Source organism: Variovorax ginsengisoli (assembly GCF_030486595.1).
GTDB lineage: Bacteria > Pseudomonadota > Gammaproteobacteria > Burkholderiales > Burkholderiaceae_C > Variovorax > Variovorax ginsengisoli_B.
This window is the reverse complement of sequence record NZ_JAUJZH010000003.1, coordinates 74,586-91,640: the sequence shown is the minus strand read 5'-3', so window position 1 is coordinate 91,640 and position 17,055 is coordinate 74,586. Positions and strand designations below refer to the sequence as shown.

19 protein-coding genes are annotated in these 17,055 nt (G+C 66.5%); all 19 read right to left on the bottom strand.

Annotation, left to right across the window (positions count from 1 at the left end):
- Window positions 1–7: 7 nt before the first annotated feature.
- On the bottom strand, window positions 8–766 hold the full coding sequence (gene recO, locus QZH52_RS05070; RefSeq protein WP_301804981.1) for a DNA repair protein RecO: 759 nt from the start codon (window positions 764–766) through the stop codon (window positions 8–10).
- The gene (era, locus tag QZH52_RS05065) at window positions 767–1,720 is read right to left on the bottom strand and encodes a GTPase Era (RefSeq protein ID WP_286536967.1); all 954 of its coding nucleotides are present in this window, start codon (window positions 1,718–1,720) and stop codon (window positions 767–769) included.
- Window positions 1,717–2,415, bottom strand: a complete 699-nt coding sequence (rnc, locus tag QZH52_RS05060) for a ribonuclease III (protein ID WP_286510148.1) — start codon at window positions 2,413–2,415, stop codon at window positions 1,717–1,719. Before rnc ends, era begins: the two co-directional genes overlap by 4 nt.
- A 13-nt stretch (window positions 2,416–2,428) precedes the next feature.
- Window positions 2,429–2,785: a DUF4845 domain-containing protein gene (locus QZH52_RS05055; RefSeq protein WP_301804972.1), complete on the bottom strand. Its 357-nt coding sequence runs from the start codon at window positions 2,783–2,785 to the stop codon at window positions 2,429–2,431.
- Between the two features lie 30 nt (window positions 2,786–2,815).
- Window positions 2,816–3,787: a signal peptidase I gene (lepB, locus tag QZH52_RS05050; RefSeq protein ID WP_301804969.1), complete on the bottom strand. Its 972-nt coding sequence runs from the start codon at window positions 3,785–3,787 to the stop codon at window positions 2,816–2,818.
- 69 nt (window positions 3,788–3,856) lie between these two features.
- Window positions 3,857–5,668 (bottom strand): translation elongation factor 4, encoded by a 1,812-nt coding sequence (gene lepA / locus QZH52_RS05045; RefSeq protein ID WP_301804966.1) that lies wholly within the window; start codon window positions 5,666–5,668, stop codon window positions 3,857–3,859.
- A 522-nt stretch (window positions 5,669–6,190) separates the two neighbouring features.
- Window positions 6,191–7,669, bottom strand: a complete 1,479-nt coding sequence (locus QZH52_RS05040) for a DegQ family serine endoprotease (protein WP_301804961.1) — start codon at window positions 7,667–7,669, stop codon at window positions 6,191–6,193.
- A gap of 44 nt (window positions 7,670–7,713) precedes the next feature.
- Entirely contained in the window at window positions 7,714–8,769 is a 1,056-nt protein-coding gene (locus QZH52_RS05035) for a MucB/RseB C-terminal domain-containing protein (RefSeq protein ID WP_301804958.1), read from the bottom strand.
- Window positions 8,770–8,792: 23 nt separating this feature from the next.
- Window positions 8,793–9,434: a sigma-E factor negative regulatory protein gene (locus QZH52_RS05030; protein ID WP_301804955.1), complete on the bottom strand. Its 642-nt coding sequence runs from the start codon at window positions 9,432–9,434 to the stop codon at window positions 8,793–8,795.
- A gap of 13 nt (window positions 9,435–9,447) precedes the next feature.
- Complete coding sequence (rpoE, locus tag QZH52_RS05025; RefSeq protein ID WP_286526860.1) at window positions 9,448–10,122, bottom strand: RNA polymerase sigma factor RpoE; 675 nt, start codon at window positions 10,120–10,122, stop codon at window positions 9,448–9,450.
- The gene (locus QZH52_RS05020; protein ID WP_301804954.1) at window positions 10,119–10,589 is read right to left on the bottom strand and encodes a hypothetical protein; all 471 of its coding nucleotides are present in this window, start codon (window positions 10,587–10,589) and stop codon (window positions 10,119–10,121) included. The genes rpoE and QZH52_RS05020 overlap by 4 nt, the downstream gene beginning before the upstream one ends.
- 13 nt (window positions 10,590–10,602) lie before the next feature.
- Complete coding sequence (gene fabF / locus QZH52_RS05015; RefSeq protein WP_286536961.1) at window positions 10,603–11,847, bottom strand: beta-ketoacyl-ACP synthase II; 1,245 nt, start codon at window positions 11,845–11,847, stop codon at window positions 10,603–10,605.
- A gap of 93 nt (window positions 11,848–11,940) precedes the next feature.
- Window positions 11,941–12,180, bottom strand: coding sequence for an acyl carrier protein (gene acpP, locus QZH52_RS05010; RefSeq protein ID WP_007830471.1), 240 nt, complete (start codon window positions 12,178–12,180; stop codon window positions 11,941–11,943).
- Window positions 12,181–12,280: 100 nt separating this feature from the next.
- A complete protein-coding gene (gene fabG, locus QZH52_RS05005; RefSeq protein ID WP_301804821.1) occupies window positions 12,281–13,024 on the bottom strand; it encodes a 3-oxoacyl-ACP reductase FabG in 744 nt (247 codons plus the stop codon).
- Window positions 13,025–13,046: 22 nt separating this feature from the next.
- Window positions 13,047–14,000, bottom strand: a complete 954-nt coding sequence (gene fabD / locus QZH52_RS05000) for an ACP S-malonyltransferase (RefSeq protein ID WP_301804817.1) — start codon at window positions 13,998–14,000, stop codon at window positions 13,047–13,049.
- 53 nt (window positions 14,001–14,053) lie between these two features.
- The gene (locus tag QZH52_RS04995) at window positions 14,054–15,031 is read right to left on the bottom strand and encodes a beta-ketoacyl-ACP synthase III (RefSeq protein ID WP_286526865.1); all 978 of its coding nucleotides are present in this window, start codon (window positions 15,029–15,031) and stop codon (window positions 14,054–14,056) included.
- Window positions 15,031–16,092 (bottom strand): phosphate acyltransferase PlsX, encoded by a 1,062-nt coding sequence (gene plsX / locus QZH52_RS04990; protein WP_301804811.1) that lies wholly within the window; start codon window positions 16,090–16,092, stop codon window positions 15,031–15,033. The genes QZH52_RS04995 and plsX overlap by 1 nt, the downstream gene beginning before the upstream one ends.
- An 87-nt stretch (window positions 16,093–16,179) precedes the next feature.
- The gene (gene rpmF, locus QZH52_RS04985; protein WP_028248601.1) at window positions 16,180–16,362 is read right to left on the bottom strand and encodes a 50S ribosomal protein L32; all 183 of its coding nucleotides are present in this window, start codon (window positions 16,360–16,362) and stop codon (window positions 16,180–16,182) included.
- A gap of 123 nt (window positions 16,363–16,485) precedes the next feature.
- Complete coding sequence (locus tag QZH52_RS04980) at window positions 16,486–17,040, bottom strand: YceD family protein (protein ID WP_301804794.1); 555 nt, start codon at window positions 17,038–17,040, stop codon at window positions 16,486–16,488.
- Window positions 17,041–17,055: the final 15 nt, after the last annotated feature.

The following is a 17,055-nucleotide window of genomic DNA, read 5'->3' as shown; positions in this document are numbered from 1 at the left end:
GGAGTGCTCATAGGGCTTGCAGATCCCGCATCATCTGCCGCGTGTGCAGCGTTGCGACGCCGCAATGGTAGTTGAGCAGCACCCGCAATTGGGTACGCAGCGCACCGTTGATGCCGGCGCAGACGCGCAAGGTCGAGGCGAAAGGCGCCCGATCGTCCAGCGCCGCCTGCAGGGCCTCCCATTCGGCGGCCCGCAGCGCCGGCTCGGCATCGTCTGCCTGGCGCAGCCCGGCCTCGGGCACCAGCGCATAGCGCGCCGACGGCGCCAGCGGCGTCAGGGTGGCGGTCTGGGCGTCCAGCGACGGCAGCAGCCCGACCGCGCGCAGCAGCAGCAGCTCGAAGGCCCGCAGCCCGGCCGCCTGGGTCGCCGCCTGCGCCGACCCATGGTCGCTCGCCAGCACCTGGACCACCGCCGCGTAGGCGTCGAACAGCAGCTCGTGCGGATCGTCGCGGGCCAGCAGCCGCATCAGCAGTTCGTTGACGTAGTAGCCCGACAGCAGCGACTCGCCGGTCGGCATCACGTGGCCGCCCATCCATTCGGCCGCCTTGAGCGTCCGGATCTCGGCTTCGCCGGTGAAATTGAGCTGCAGCGGCTGCAGCGGCAGCAGCACCGGCCGGAAGTTGGAGCTCGGCCGCTTGGCCCCCTTGGCCACCAGCGCGATCCGCCCCAGGTGACGCGTGAAAACCTCGAGGATCAGGCTGGTCTCGCTCCAGTCGTAGCGGTGGAGCACATAGGCCGGTTCATGCGAAACGCGCTTGACGGCCACTCACTCGTATCCGAAGGAGCGGACCCGTGCTTCGTCGTCGGCCCAGCCCGAGCGCACCTTGACCCAGAGCTCGAGGAACACCTTGGCGTCGGCCAGCTTCTCGAGCTCGACGCGCGTTTCCATGCCGATGCGCTTGATGCGCTCGCCCTTGTCGCCGATGACCATCGCCTTGTGGCCGTCGCGCTCGACCACGATCGTGGCGGCGATGCGCAGCAGCCGCTTCTGGCCCTTCTTCTGGGGCGGTTCTTCCTCGAACTTGTCGATCACGACGGTCGAGGTGTAGGGCAGTTCGTCGCCGGTCAGGCGGAACAGCTTCTCGCGCACCAGTTCCCCGGCCAGGAATTTCTCGCTCCGGTCGGTGAGTTCGTCCTCGGCATAGAACCAGTCCTGCTCGGGCAAGTACTTTTCGCAGATGCCGAACAGGCGCTCGACATCCTTCGCGTTCTTGGCCGACATCGGCACGAATTCGGCGAACTCGTGCTTCTGCTGCATGGTCTGCAGCCAGGGGGCGATGTCGCCGCGGCGGTGCACGTTGTCGAGCTTGTTGGCCAGCAGCACGGTCGGGATGCCCTTGCCGAGCAGCTTGAGCACGCGCTCGTCGGCCGGCGTGAAACTGCCGGCCTCGACCACGAACAGGATCAGGTCGACATCGCCCACCGCGCCCTGCACGGTCTTGTTGAGCGACTTGTTGAGCGCATTGGCGTGCAGGGTCTGGAAGCCCGGCGTGTCGACGAAGACGAACTGGGTCGCGCCCAGCGTGCGCATGCCGGTGATGCGGTGCCGGGTGGTCTGGGCCTTGCGCGAGGTGATGCTGATCTTCTGCCCGACCAGGGCGTTGAGCAAGGTCGACTTGCCGACGTTGGGCTTGCCGACGATCGCCACCAGGCCACAGCGGCGGGCGCCTTCCGCGCCGTCGCCGGCCGGGGGGAGGATGGATTCGTTCACTTCGTTCATGGGGTTGCCTTCGCGCCTCGCGCCTTGAGCCGGATCAACATGGCCGCCGCGGCGGCCTGCTCGCCGGCGCGGCGCGAGCCGCCGATGCCGCGTTCGCGCAGGCCCAGGTCGGGCACCTCGCATTCGACATCGAAAGTCTGCTTGTGTGCCGCCCCCAGCGTTCCGACGACGCGGTAGGCGGGCAGCTTCATTTTGTGACCCTGCAGCCATTCCTGCAATTCGGTCTTGGGGTCCTTGGAGGCCGCCTCCATGCGCGGGCTGATCGCCACCGACTCGTAGAGCCGGTGCACCAGCGCCTGCGCCGCCGCGTAGCCGGCATCGAGGTAGACGGCACCGATCACCGCCTCCAGCGCATCGGCCAGGATCGACGGCCGGTTCTGGCCGCCCGAGCGCGATTCGCCCTCGCCCAGCCGCAGCAAGGGCGACAGCGCCAGCTTGAGCGCCAGCTGGTGCAGCGTGTCCTGCTTGACCAGGTTGGCGCGGACCCGCGACAGGTCGCCCTCCGGCAGGGTCGCCAGCCGCGCGTAGAGCAGGTGCGACACCGCCAGGTTCAGCACCGAGTCGCCGAGAAACTCCAGCCGCTCGTTGTGGTCGGCCGAAAAACTGCGGTGCGTCAGCGCCTGCTGCAGCAGCCGTGCATCGGCGAAGGAATGCTGGAGGCGCGCCTGCAGCGCGACGAGGCCGCCGTCGGTCACGGGGAAAAAGACGTCAACGCGATTGGCCCCGGTACTTCAGGAGCAGGTAGGCCGGGCCGAACAGATGGATCTCGCGGTCGTAGGCGAACGACACCACCACCTTGTCGCCGTCCTTCTTGATGTCGAGGTCCTTGCCGCTGACCGACTGGAAGTCGTCGATGGCCTGGGCCCGATCGAAGATGGCCCGCACTTCGGGCACGGTCGAGCCCGCCGTGGCCTTGCCGGCGGCCTTGGTGATCGCCTGGTATTCGATCAGCGTCGGAATCACCTGCGCCACCACCACGCCGACGCACGCCAGCACGATCGCGACGAAAAGCAACCCGATGAACGAGATGCCGCGCTGTTTGTGTCCTGTCTTCCTAGCTCTCATGCCCTCTTCCCCTCGATCTGAACCGGATGCTTATTGGAATGTGCCGATGCGCTTGAGGTTGCCGAAGTTCATCCACACCAGGAAGGCCTTGCCTACGATGTTCTGGTCCGGAACGAAACCCCAGTAACGCGAATCGAGCGAGTTGTCGCGGTTGTCACCCATCATGAAATAGTGTCCGGGCGGCACCTTGCACACCACGCCCTCGACACTGTAACGACAATTTTCCTGGTTCGGGAACGGCATGATCTCGGCCTCGGAGAGCCCGGCGCGGCGGCTGTCGTCGTTGAGCAGGCGGTGCTCCTTCCCGCCCAGATCCTCGTTGTACTGCTTGAGGTAGCGCATCGTCTCCTCGTCGAAGTACTCGGGGATCGCCACCTTGGGCACCGGCTGGCCGTTGATCGTGAGCTTCTTGTTGAGGTAGGACACCTCGTCGCCCGGCACGCCGATCACGCGCTTGATGTAGTCCATGCTCGGCTTGGGCGGGTAGCGGAACACCATGACCTCGCCACGCTCCGGCGCCCGGCCTTCGGTGATCTTGGTGTTGATGACCGGCAGCCGCAGGCCGTAGACGAACTTGTTCACCAGGATCAGGTCGCCCGTGAGCAGCGTCGGCATCATCGAGCCCGACGGAATCTTGAAGGGCTCGAACAGGAAGGAGCGCAGCAGGAACACGGCCAGGATCACCGGGAACAGGCCGGCGGTCCAGTCCAGCCACCAAGGCTGCATGACCAGGCGTTCGCGCGCCTTGGTGTCGACCGTGTCGACCTGCGTGATGCCCTGGCGCGCAAGCTCCTCGCGCCGCTGGGCCAGCGAGGCGTCGAGCGCATCGGCTGCGCGCCGGCGCTTGGGCAGGAAATAGAAGCGTTCGGCCAGCCAGTAGAGGCCGGTGACCACGGTCGCCAGGAACAGCAGCAGCGCGAAGTTGCCTTCGACCACGCCGAAATACCAGGCGCCGATGTAGCCCGCGAAGGCCGCAAGGATCAGGGATGTAAGAAATGCCATCTTAGTTTTCTTGTGTGCAGCCCCATGCCGGAGATGCCGCAGAACCGGCGTTGCATCGGGGGGGATTCATCAGTCTTCGACTTGCAGGATGGCGAGGAAGGCCTCTTGCGGGACCTCGACCGAGCCGATCTGCTTCATTCTTTTTTTGCCCGCCTTCTGCTTCTCGAGCAGCTTCTTCTTGCGGGTGATGTCGCCGCCGTAGCACTTGGCGAGCACGTTCTTGCGCAGGGCCTTGATTGTCTCACGGGCGATGATGTTGACCCCGATGGCGGCCTGGATCGCGACGTCGAACATCTGGCGCGAGATAATCTCGCGCATCTTCGAGACCACCGCCCGGCCACGGTACTGGCTCTGGCTGCGGTGGACGATGATCGACAGCGCATCGACCTTCTCGCCGTTCAGCAGGATGTCGACCTTGACCACGTCCGAGGCCCGGTACTCCTTGAACTCGTAGTCCATCGAGGCGTAGCCGCGGCTGACCGACTTCAGCTTGTCGAAGAAGTCGAGCACGATCTCGCCGAGCGGCATCTCGTAGGTCAGCATGACCTGGCGGCCGTGGTAGGCCATGTTCATTTGCACGCCGCGCTTCTGGTTGGCCAGCGTCATCACGGCGCCGACGTACTCCTGCGGCATGTAGAGGTGAACCGTGACGATCGGTTCGCGGATCTCGGCCATCTTGCCGACATCGGGCATCTTCGACGGGTTCTCGACCAGGATCACCTCGCCGTCGTTCTTCATGACCTGGTAGACCACGCTCGGCGCGGTCGTGATGAGGTCTTGGTCGAACTCGCGCTCCAGCCGCTCCTGCACGATCTCCATGTGCAGCAGACCCAGGAAGCCGCAGCGGAAGCCGAAGCCCAGCGCCTGGCTCACCTCGGGCTCGTAGCGCAGCGACGAATCGTTGAGCTTGAGCTTCTCGAGCGCGTCGCGCAGCGAGTCGTACTCGCTGGCCTCGGTCGGATAGAGGCCGGCGAACACCTGCGGCTGGATCTCCTTGAAGCCGGGCAGCGCCTCGGTCGCGGTGGCCGCCGCGCCGCCGGTGCCGGGCTTGATCAAGGTCACGGTGTCGCCGACCTTGGCCGCCTGCAGTTCCTTGATGCCGGCGATGATGTAGCCGACCTCGCCGGCCTCGAGCGTGGCGCGCGGCTCGTTGGCGGGCGTGAAGACGCCGATGTTGTCGGCGTTGTACATCGCGCCCGAGGCCATCATCTTGATGCGCTCTCCCTTGACCAGCCGGCCGTCGACCACGCGCACCAGCATCACCACGCCGACATAGGGATCGAACCAGCTGTCGATGATCATCGCGCGCAGCGGACCGTCGGGATTGCCGCGCGGCGCCGGCATCCGCGCAACCACGGCCTCGAGGATTTCCTCGATGCCCATGCCGGTCTTCGCGGAACACGGGATTGCATCGGTCGCATCGATGCCGATCACGTCCTCGATTTCGGTGCGCGCGTTGTCGGGGTCCGCGTTGGGCAGATCCATCTTGTTGAGCACCGGCACCACTTCGACGCCGAGGTCGAGCGCGGTGTAGCAGTTGGCGACCGTCTGCGCTTCGACACCCTGGCTCGCATCGACGACGAGCAACGCGCCTTCGCATGCCGACAGCGAGCGACTCACTTCATACGAGAAGTCGACATGGCCCGGCGTGTCGATCAGATTGAGGTTGTAGACCTGTCCGTCCTTGGCCTTGTAGTGCAGTGCGGCGGTCTGAGCCTTGATGGTTATCCCACGCTCTTTCTCGATGTCCATCGAGTCGAGAACCTGCGCTTCCATCTCGCGTTCGGCGAGACCACCACAACGTTGGATCAAGCGATCGGCAAGCGTCGACTTGCCGTGATCGATGTGCGCAATGATCGAAAAATTTCTGATGTGATTCATCAACGGGAACGCTTAAGTACTTGAATTGGCTCGGGCGCAGAAGGCGTCAGGCAAGAAAAAAGGGCGCGTCCCCTAGAGACGCGCCCTGAACCAACAAGCAATGGCAACTGCAGTAGTTGGAACTTCATTGTAGGCAAAAAGGGGGGCGCGTACAGCCGGGCCGAAGCCCGGGAGGGGTCGTTGCAGGTCAGCAACATGCCACTTATTAACAACTTATCAACAGGGTCGGTGGAGCAATCGCTTAACAACTTGTGGGCGAACTGTGGAGCGCCGGTGGACGGGCTGCGGGAATCTCGCATCGTGAAGCACCTCGGACTGCTTATGCGACGAGCGGCGATCAGAGAGGCCCTATTCTACCGAAATTCATCGTTAGAGACCTTTTAAGTTAGTAATCACCAACCAAAATACGTCGTTCGACCTGTCAAAAAAATTTCTTGGAGGCTGCGGTGGGCGCGCGACACTGGCCGAAAAATGACCCCAAACCCGACTGCCGGGTGGGGCCACTTGACGTCCATCGTGCGATCAGCGGGCTGGCCGGAGCAGCGCGTACTGAGCCCAGTCGCCCCGGCGGAACAGCAGGCTGACCGGCTTGCTCTTGTCCGCCCTGGCCAGGGCGGCGTCGAATTCCTTCAGGTTCGCCACCTCGGTGTTGCTCACCGCCAGTACCACGTCGCCTTCGCGCAGGCCGGCGCGCGCGGCCGCATCGGTGGCGGAATCGATCCGCACGCCACCCTTGAGCTTGAGCTCCTTCTTCTGCGCATCGGTGAGGTCGCTCAGCGCCAGCCCCATCGACTTGGCGGCCGCGGAGGCCGAGGGCTTGGCCGCAGGCTCGTCGCGATCGGCCGCCACCTTGGTCGGCTTGTCGGGCTCGATCTCGGCGATGGTCACGTTGATGTCGCGCGAGCTGCCGCGGCGGAACACTGTGATCGAGCTCTTGGTGCCGGGCTTGGTGTTGCCCACCAGGCGCGGCAGGTCGCTCGGCTTCTCGATCGACTTGCCGTCGAACTTGGTGATGATGTCGCCCGGCTCGATGCCGGCCTTCTCGCCCGGCGAACCGGCCTCGACGCCGCGCACCAGCGCGCCCTGCGCCTTGCCCAGGCCGATCGATTCGGCCACGTCCTTGGTGACCTGGTCGATCTGCACGCCGATGCGCCCGCGCGACACGCGGCCCGAGGCACGGAGCTGGTCAGCGACCCGGCTCGCCTCGTCGATCGGGATCGAGAACGAGATGCCCATGAAGCCGCCCGAACGCGAATAGATCTGGCTGTTGATGCCCACCACTTCGCCGCGCATGTTGATCAGCGGACCGCCCGAGTTGCCGGGGTTGATGGCCACGTCGGTCTGGATGAACGGCAGGTAGTCGCCGGTGTCGCGCTGCTTGGCGCTCACGATGCCGGCGGTGACTGTGTTCTCGAGGCCGAAGGGCGAGCCGATCGCCATGACCCACTCGCCCACCCGCAGCTTCGACACGTCGCCGACCTTGACCGCCGGCAACCCGGTGGCGTCGATCTTGACAACCGCGACGTCGGTGCGCTTGTCGGCCCCGACGAGCCGGGCCTTGAACTCGCGCTTGTCCGGCAACGTGACCAGCACCTCGGAGGCGCCGTCGACCACGTGGGCGTTGGTCATCACAAAGCCGTCGGACGACAGGATGAAGCCCGAGCCGACGCCGCGCGGGCGCTCCTCGTCGGGCGCCTGCGGCCGGTTCGGGCGCGGACCCTGGCGCGGGACGCCGGGCATCGGCTGGCCGAAGAAACGGCGGAAGAACTCCTGCATTTCCTCGTCGGGCTCCCCGCTGGCGCCGCCCTGTGCGATTTTCTCGATGGTGCGGATGTTGACCACGGACGGGCCCACCTGGTCCACCAGGTCGGTGAAATCAGGCAGCGCGCGCGCCTGCGCATGGACAGGGGTCGCTGGCAGCAGCGCGGTGGTCGAAGCGAGCGCGAGCGCGCAGGCCATCAGGGACGAACGGAAGGTGTTCCCCTTGATCTTGAGCATCATCGGTTTCTTTCGTTGAAGAGAGTCGAAAACTGCGAGGGACGCGCTTAGCGGGCGCGGACCAGGTTTTGAGCGAATGCATCCAGCGTCTGCGGGGGCACTTCGCCGACCGCGGTCAGCCACCAGTCGCCGTCCTTGCCGGTCAGCCGGCGCGTGAGCGTGTAGGTGGCGCCGAGCGCGAGCAGCACTTCCTCGGGCTTGCGCTGCGCATCGTAGGGCTCGATGAACAGCGACACGGTGGCCAGGCCATCCGTGAAGGTCCACTGCATCGTATGGCCCAGTCCGTCGCCGCCCATCGGACGCCGGAACGAGCTGACCGGCCGGAAGCCCGAGACCGGTTTGCCGAGCGCCCAGCCCTCGCGCTCGGCCGTAGTGCGCTCGAGTTCCGACTTCTCGACCCGGTAGCCGGCAGTGCTGCCCATCATCTGCGCCAGCGCGTGGACCTTGACCGGCGCATCGAGCTGGAGTTCGGAGAAGGCCGACTGCTCGATCACCTTATTGTCGCGATCGAGGGTCTGCAGCTTGACCACCAGGCCCGAGCGCCGCTCGCTCCAGACCCGGTAGCCGAAGCGCAAGCCGTCGCGCGGCTCGATCTGGACCACGTCGGTGTCGAATCCGGCGACCCGGTCCTTGCCGATCGCGCGCACGCCGTACGAGTCGGCGATCGACGAGTCGGGCGCGCCCGACAGGTTCGGGAAGATCTCCAGGTTCTCGCGCTTCTCGCGCTTGACGACCTTCGAGTCGGGCAGGAAGGTGACGACCTGGTCGTTGCGCCGGAAGGTCGAGCGCGGCGGCCCCGACAGGGCCTCGATGCGCTCCATCTGGAGGTCGCCCTCGCAGACATGCCAGATGCGCGCGCTCGACAGGTTGCCGGCCGGCGCCGACACCACGAAGGTGCCGACGTAGCTGCGCTGCCGGGCAGCCGCATGCATGCGCTCGAGCCACTCGACAACGCCCATGGCAGGCAGGTCGCCGCCGGCGGCGGGCGAGCTTTTCGCGGCGGCCGGGGCAGGACGGCTCTGGGCGAGCGACACCTGCGCCATGCACAACGCCGCCACCAGAACCAGGAATCCGCGTGCGGAGATCGGCATCGAATGAGTCATTGCTGAAGCTGCCGGCACTGACGTCAGCGCGACGGCCGGTCGAAGGTGGCGTTGCGCAGGAAGCCCGAAGGCATTTGCGAGGCGCCTCCGGCTTGCTGGTGGGCTTCGAGCAGTTGATCGAGACGCGGATCGCGCAGCATGACCTGCGGATTGCCGTTGCCGATCATGACCCGACTCGCCGCGAGGCTCGGCGCAGCCGCCTTCGGCGCCTCGGCCGTGGCGACCACGGCCGGTGCGGCCTGCTGCAGCGCCAATTGGGCGCCGGCCGCACGGGAATCCGCAACGCCGACCCAGTTCCAGCCGATCGCTGCCGCCGCGGCCAGCGAGGCGGCGCCGGCCACCAGCTTCCAGCGGAACACCGGTTCGTTGGCCGCTTCGACCCTGAGACGCGCCGGCGGGGGCTCGGCCGCCACAGACACCCCCAACGGCACCGGGGGCTCGGTCGCCAGGCGGCTCTGGAATCGGGACAGGAAGGCCGAGGTGTCGCTGCAGGCGGCATGCCCACCCGAGCGCAGGACGTCGCCCACCAGGTGATAGGTTTGCCAGGTCGCCCGCAGTTCGGGGTCGACACCCAGCCTGCCGACCACGTCGGCAAATTCGCCGTCGCGCAAATGGCCGTCGACGAGCGCGGAAACCTGCTCTTGGACTGTCTTTGTTTGGTTCATCTTGTTCACCTGCTTACCAGCGCTTGCCCGACTGGTTGTCCAGCAAGGGCTTGACCCGGGTCGAAATAGCCTCGCGGGCGCGGAAAATCCGCGACCGCACCGTGCCGATCGGACAATTCATGACCTCGGCGATCTCTTCGTAACTCATGCCCTCGATCTCGCGCAGCGTCACCGCCTGCCGCAGTTCGGCCGGCAGCGCTTCCATCGCCGCCTCGACGGCTGCCGCGATTTCATTGGCCGCCAGCACGGTTTCGGGGGTCTCGTCGCTGATTGGTTCGTTTCCGGGCCGGTAAGTTTCATCGTCGTCGTCAGAAGACGATCGCAGGGCGCTTTCGGAGATGGTCGGATCGCGCTTCATGTCGACCAGCGCCTTCTTCGCCGTGTTGACCGCGATCCGGTAGAGCCAGGTATAGAACTGGGCGTCGCCGCGAAACTGGTGCAGCGCGCGGTAGGCACGGATGAAGGTCTCCTGGGCGATGTCCTCGACCAGGTTGACGTCGCGCACCATGCGGCCGATCAGCCGCTCGATCCGCCGCTGGTACTTGATGACCAGCAGCTCGAAGGCCTTCTGGTCGCCCGCGACGGTGCGCTGAACCAGCTGGAAATCGACCTCGCCCGGGCTTTGCGCCCCGGCGGGCGCATCGGTCGGACCGGTGCCGGGCGGCACGGGAGGCGGGGACACCGTCATACGCGGGGATGATGCACCGGCGCCGGCGCCGGGCTCGCATCGGCCGGTGCCACGCGTGCATGGAGGGCGCGCCGCAGATCCAGCCAGCGCTCGGGCAAGGCCTGGCGGTCGACCCAGACCCAGCGCCGCGACCGGGCAGGCGCTTCCAGGCGCACCAGCAGCAAGGATTGCAGGTCGAGGGTCACGCTGGCGCGGGCCGAGCGCAGCGGGACGCCGCCCGACATCGACCAGTGCCGGCCATCGAAAGCCAGTTCGCCAGGCGCCGAGCTCTGCAGCAGGCCGGTCCAGGCGGCCGCGCCGGCCACGACGGCGCTCAGCGCCAGCATCGCCTGGCGCCAGTCGAAGCCGTCGGCCTGCAGGGACGCGAGCGTGGCGCTGGCGACACCGAGCGCCCAGAGCGAGACCAGAAGGCGTCGCGCATAGCGCGAACGCCCCACCGGATAGTTCACCGACGGGGCGCTGTGCATGGGTTGAAAAGTATCAAACGCGCTTGAACACCAGCGTGCCGTTGGTGCCGCCGAAACCGAAGTTGTTCTTGACCGCGACGTCGATCTTCATGTCGCGCGCCTCGTTGGCGCAGTAGTCGAGATCGCACTCCGGATCCTGATGGAAGATGTTGATCGTCGGCGGGCTCTTCTGGTGATGCAGCGCGAGGATCGTGAACACCGACTCGATGCCGCCGGCACCGCCCAGCAGGTGGCCGGTCATCGACTTGGTCGAGTTCACGACCAGCTTGCGGGCGTGATCGCCGAAGGCGTTCTTGATCGCGTTGGTCTCGTTCAGGTCGCCCAGCGGCGTCGACGTGCCGTGCGCATTCACGTACTGCACCTCGTCGGCATTGACGCCCGCATTGGCCAGCGCCATCTGCATCGAGCGGCGCGGGCCGTCGACGTTGGGCGCCGTCATGTGGAAGGCATCGCCGCTCATGCCGAAGCCGGAGACCTCGGCGTAGATCTTGGCGCCGCGCGCCTTGGCCCGTTCGTACTCCTCGAGCACGACCACGCCGGCACCCTCGCCGAGCACGAAGCCGTCGCGGTCCTTGTCCCAGGGCCGCGAGGCGGTCTTGGGGTCGTCGTTGCGCGTCGACACGGCGCGCGCGGCGCAAAAGCCGCCAAGGCCCAGCGGCGAGACGGTCGATTCGGCGCCGCCGGCGATCATCACGTCGGCGTCGCCGTATTCGATCATGCGGGCCGAAGTGCCGATCGCATGCAGGCCGGTGGTACAGGCCGTCACCACCGCGATGTTCGGACCCTTGAATCCATACTTGATGGAAACATGGCCCGAGATCATGTTGATGATCGACGCCGGCACGAAGAACGGCGACACGCGGCGCGGGCCGCGGTTGACCAGTTCGGCGTGCGTGTCCTCGATCAGCGGCAGGCCGCCGATCCCGGAGCCGATGTTGCAGCCGATGCGCACCGCATCTTCTTCGGTCAGCGCGTCGCCGGTGGGCAAACCGCTGTCCTGCACCGCCTGGATGGCGGCCGCGAGCCCGAGATGGATGAAGCGGTCCATGTGGCGCGCTTCTTTCTCGGGGATGTAGTCCTTGATGTCAAAACCCTTGACCTCCCCTGCGAACCTGCAGGAGAAGGCGCTCACATCGAACTTGGTGATGGTGTCGATGCCCGAATTCCCGGCCAACAGGTTGGCCCAGGACTCGGCGACGGAATTTCCGACAGGAGCGAGGCAACCGAGTCCGGTCACGACGACGCGGCGTTTGGTCATGCCGGCATACCTTTCTGGAAGCTGAGGCCGCTGGCCGGTGCACGCAGGCGTTGAAACCGCGGACCGGGGCGACGGCGACTCAGCGCGGCCGTGTCAGGCCTTTTGATTCTTGGTGGCGTAGTCGACGGCATTCTGGACCGTCGTGATCTTTTCGGCGTCTTCGTCGGGGATCTCGATGCCGAATTCGTCTTCGAGCGCCATCACGAGTTCGACCGTGTCGAGCGAGTCCGCGCCGAGGTCGGCCACGAAGGCCTTCTCGTTGGTGACCTGGGACTCTTCAACGCCGAGTTGTTCGGCAATGATTTTCTTGACACGTGCTTCGATATCGCTCATTTGGTTCCCTCTGAGGGTTGTAGGTAATCGGTTGATTTTAGCCGGCCGCATTGTGGCATTTGCCGCACGGCCGTGGGTGAAAGCGCTTGCGTTCGCAGGGCTACATGTGCATGCCGCCGTTCACGTGCAGTTCCTGCCCCGTGATATAGGAAGCCTGCGGCGACGCCAGGTAGGCGACCGCGTGGGCGATATCGGCGGGTTTGCCGAGATGCCCGAGGGGGATCTGGGCCAGCAGCGCCTGCTGCTGCGCCTCGGGCAGGCTGGCCGTCATGTCGGTCTCGATGAAGCCCGGCGCCACGCAGTTGACGGTGATGCTGCGGCTGCCGAGCTCGCGCGCCAGCGCCCGCGTCATGCCCGCCACGCCGGCCTTGGCCGCCGCGTAGTTCGCCTGGCCCGCATTGCCGGAGGCACCCACCACGCTGGTGATGCTGATGATGCGGCCGTAGCGCTGCTTCATCATCGGACGGATGACGGCGCGCGACAGCCGGAAGACGGCCTTCAGGTTGGTGTCGAGCACCGCGTCCCAGTCGGCGTCCTTGAGGCGCATGGCGAGCGTGTCGCGCGTGATGCCGGCGTTGTTGACCAGCACGTGGACTGCGCCGTACACCTTGACGATCTCGTCGACCAGGGCATCGACCGCGGCGCCGTCGTTGACATCCAGCACGCAGCCCCGGCCGTCATGGGCCGCGAGCGCGGCCGTGATCTTGGCGGCGCCCTCTGCGGAGGTGCCGGTGCCGATGACCTTGAGGCCGCGCTGGGCCAGTTCGAGCGCGATGGCGGCGCCGATGCCGCGGGTGGCACCCGTGACCAGGGCGACCTGGCCTTCGAATTTGGGAATACTCATGACTGAACCTGTGGGTTGGCGCTCAGGCGCCGAGCAGTTGCCTGGTTTCGGCGAGTGTCGCCGGATCGTAGAGCGAGGCCGCGGCCACGGCCGGCGCGATCCGCTTAACCATGCCGGTCAGCACCTTGCCCGGGCCGCATTCGACGATGGCCTCGACCCCGCGCGCCTCCAGGGCCTGCACGGTCTCGACCCAGCGCACCGGACCCGCCGCCTGGCGCACCAGGGCGGCGCGGATGCGCTCGGGATCGGTCTCGACCGCGACATCGATGTTGTTGACGACCGGAATCCGGGGTGCCGCCAGCTGGACCGAGGTCAGCCGCTCGCGCAGCGCCTCGGCGGCCGGCTTCATCAGGCTCGAATGGAAAGGCGCGGAGACCGGCAGCGGCAGCGCCCGCTTGGCCCCGTTGGCCTTCAGCACTTCGCAGGCCTTGTCGACCGCCGCCTTGCTGCCCGCGATCACGGTCTGCATCGGGTCGTTGAAGTTCACCGCTTCGACCACCTCGGCGCTGCCGGGCCCGAACGAGGCCGTGACCTCGGCGCAACCGGCCAGCACCTTGGCGGCGTCCATGCCCAGCACGGCGGCCATCGCGCCGACGCCGACCGGCACCGCCTGCTGCATCGCCTGGGCCCGGAAGCGCACCAGCGGCGCCGCCTGCGCCAGCGTCAGGGCACCCGAGGCCACCAGGGCCGAATATTCGCCCAGCGAATGGCCGGCGACCACCGACGGCTCGGCGCCGCCTTCGGCGCGCCAGGCGCGCCAGGCGGCGATCGCGGCGACCAGCATCACGGGCTGGGTGTTGGTGGTCAGGGCCAGGGCTTCCTTGGGGCCTTCGTGGATCAGGCGAGCGATGTCTTCATCGAGCGCATCGGAGGCTTCGCGCAGCGTTTCAGCGACGGCCGGGTGGTCGCCCCAGGCGTCGAGCATGCCGACCGCCTGCGAACCCTGACCCGGAAAGACGAATGCAAAGGACTTCATGATGTTGTGTCTCCTGGACGCCGCGGCCCGCCTGGGGCCGCGCGCTCCATTGCTTAATAGGTCAGCAGCACCGCGCCCCAGGTGAAGCCGCCGCCGACGCCTTCGAGCATCAGCGTGTCGCCCTTCTTGACCTTGCCCGAGCGCACCGCGGCGTCGAGCGCGAGCGGTATCGAGGCGGCCGAGGTGTTGCCGTGCTCGTCGACCGTCACGATGAGCTTGTCGCGCGCGAGCTTCAGCTTCTTGGCCGTGCCTTCCATGATGCGGATGTTCGCCTGGTGCGGAATCAGCCAGTCGATGTCGGCCTCGGTCTTGCCGGCCTTGGCCAGCGTGGCGCGGGCCGCTTCCTCGAGCACGCGCACCGCCAGCTTGAAGACGGCCTGCCCATCCATGTGCAGCAGCGGCTTGCCCAGCACCTCGCCGCCCGCCACATGGCCGGGCACGCAGAGGATGCCGACGTGCTTGCCATCGGCATGCAGGTCGCTCGCCAGGATGCCCGGCTCGTTGCTGGCTTCGAGAATCACGGCACCAGCGCCATCGCCGAACAGCACGCAGGTCGTGCGATCGTTGAAATCGAGGATGCGCGAGAACACTTCGGCACCGACCACCAGCGCGCACTTGGCGCTGCCGGTGCGGATCATCGCGTCGGCCACCGTCAGCGCGTAGACGAAGCCGCTGCACACCGCCTGGACGTCGAAGGCGGCGCAGCCCGCGATGCCGAGCTTGTGCTGGAGGATCGCCGCCGACGACGGAAACACCATGTCGGGAGTGGAGGTGGCGACGATGATCAGGTCGATGTCGGCGGCGCTGCGGCCGGCAGCTTCGAGCGCGTGCTTCGCAGCTTCCAGACCGAGGTCGCTGCTGGACACGTCGGGGGCTGCGAAATGGCGAGCGCGAATGCCGGTGCGCTCGATGATCCACTGGTCGGAGGTCTCGATGCCGCGGGCGGCGAGTTCCTGGGCCAGGTCGTCATTGGTCACGCGGCGGGGCGGCAGGAAGCTGCCGGTGCCAGTGATGCGGGAAAAAGGGGTCATCAGACGTGAAGCGCCGGCGTGTCGGCCGGCGCCGCCGAGTCTTGCCGTGCGAGCAGTGGCGCGGCGTGGGCGATGCGGGCCCGCACACGGTCGAGCAGGTTGTTGCGAGCGGCATCATAAGCGCGATCGAGGGCGTGGCCGAAGGCCACTTCGTCCGCGGAGCCATGGCTCTTGAAGACGAGGCCGCGCAGGCCCAGCAACGCGGCGCCGTTGTAACGCCGATGGTCAAGCCGCTTTTTGAGCGCTTTTAATACCGGATAAGAAACGATCGCAGCAAATTTGCTGAAGATGCCGCTGGAGTATTCGATTCGCAGGAAGTCCACGATCATCGAAGCCACGCCCTCGGTGGCCTTCAAGGTCACATTGCCAACGAAACCGTCGCACACCACGATGTCGGTCGTGCCCTTGAAGATGTCGTTGCCCTCGACGTTGCCGTAGAAGTTCAAATCTTGCGAATTGGCCGCTTTTCGAAGCAGTTGACTCGCTTTTTTGATGGTTTCGCTGCCTTTGATGGCTTCTTCACCGACATTGAGCAGGCCGACGCTGGGCGATTCGTTGCCCGTCAGCGCCGACACCAGCGCCGAGCCCAGCACCGCGAACTGCAGGAGATCCTCGGCGTCGCAATCGACATTGGCACCGAGGTCGAGCACCGTGGTCGCGCCACCCTTGCTGTTGGGCAGCTGCGGGGCGATGGCCGGCCGGTCGATGCCGTCGAGCGTCTTGAGCAGATAGCGTGCGATCGCCATCAATGCGCCCGTGTTGCCGGCAGAAACCGCAGCTTGCGCCGCGCCGTCCTTGACTTGCTGGATCGCGACCCGCATCGAGGAGTCTTTTTTCTTGCGCAGCGCGACCTCGATCGGGTCGTCCATGCCGACCACTTCGCTGGCCCCGATGACCGTGGCACGAGGATGCGAGAAGCCCGCCAGGGCAGCCGGCGCGCCGACCAGCAGCAGCGACGACTCGGCGTGGCGCTCGAGAAACGCCCGGCAGGCCGCAAGCGTAACGCGCGGCCCATGGTCTCCGCCCATGCAATCAACGGCGATCGTGATTACGGGCGGCACTGGAGCGGATGCTAAGGACGTAGCCATCAAAACAAAGGCCCGACGCTACAGGAAAAGTAGCCTCGGGCCATGGCCTGGGAGCAAGAATCAGGCTTCGGACTTGGTCTTGAGGACCTTGCGGCCACGGTAGAAACCGTTCGGGCTGATGTGGTGGCGCAGATGCGTCTCGCCAGTGGTCGGCTCGACGGCGATGCCGGGCACGCCCAGCGCGTTGTGCGAGCGGTGCATGCCGCGCTTCGACGGCGACTTCTTGTTTTGCTGGACGGCCATGATGGCTCCTGGAAATGTTGGGTGGGTTGGCGGTGTGCACGCAAGCTCATTCGGCGCGCGCGAAGCCCATGATTATAGCCCATCGATAGCGTCAAGGCCAGCACCCGGGCCACCGGCGTGTGCTCAGCCCTTGTCGGACTTGTCCGAACGCAGGGCGCCGAGCACGGCGAACGGGTTGGGCCGGGCCGCTTCGGCGCCGTCGAAGTCCGGGTCGGCGGCCGACAGCCGGGTCGGCTGCGGACACACCTCGTGCCGCGGCGTGACGGGAATTTCCATCAGCAGTTCGTCCTCGATCAGCGCATGGAGGTCGAAATCGCGGCTGGCGGCCAGCACATCCTCGTCGGCCACCTCGTCCTCGGCCGCCGCGGTGGCCTCGTCGGGCGCGAACCGGAACCAGCGATCGACCTTCAGCGCGAGTTCGACCGGCGCCAGGCAGCGCTGGCAGATCAGGGGCGCGCTCGCCTGGGCGTCGAGGTGCAGCCACGGCACCGGGGCGCCGTCGGCGCCGCTGCGCGACTGCCCGGTCGCGACCCAGCGGACCGTGGCGTCGGCTGAAGGGTCGGCGAGTTCGGCGCTCAGGCGCTCGAAGCCCGACACGGGGTCGTTGCCGGACAGGGTCGCGGCTGCGTCGGCAAAACCGTTGACGTCGAGCCGGCCGGGGACAAATTCTTTGCTCATCGACGCCAGTCTAAA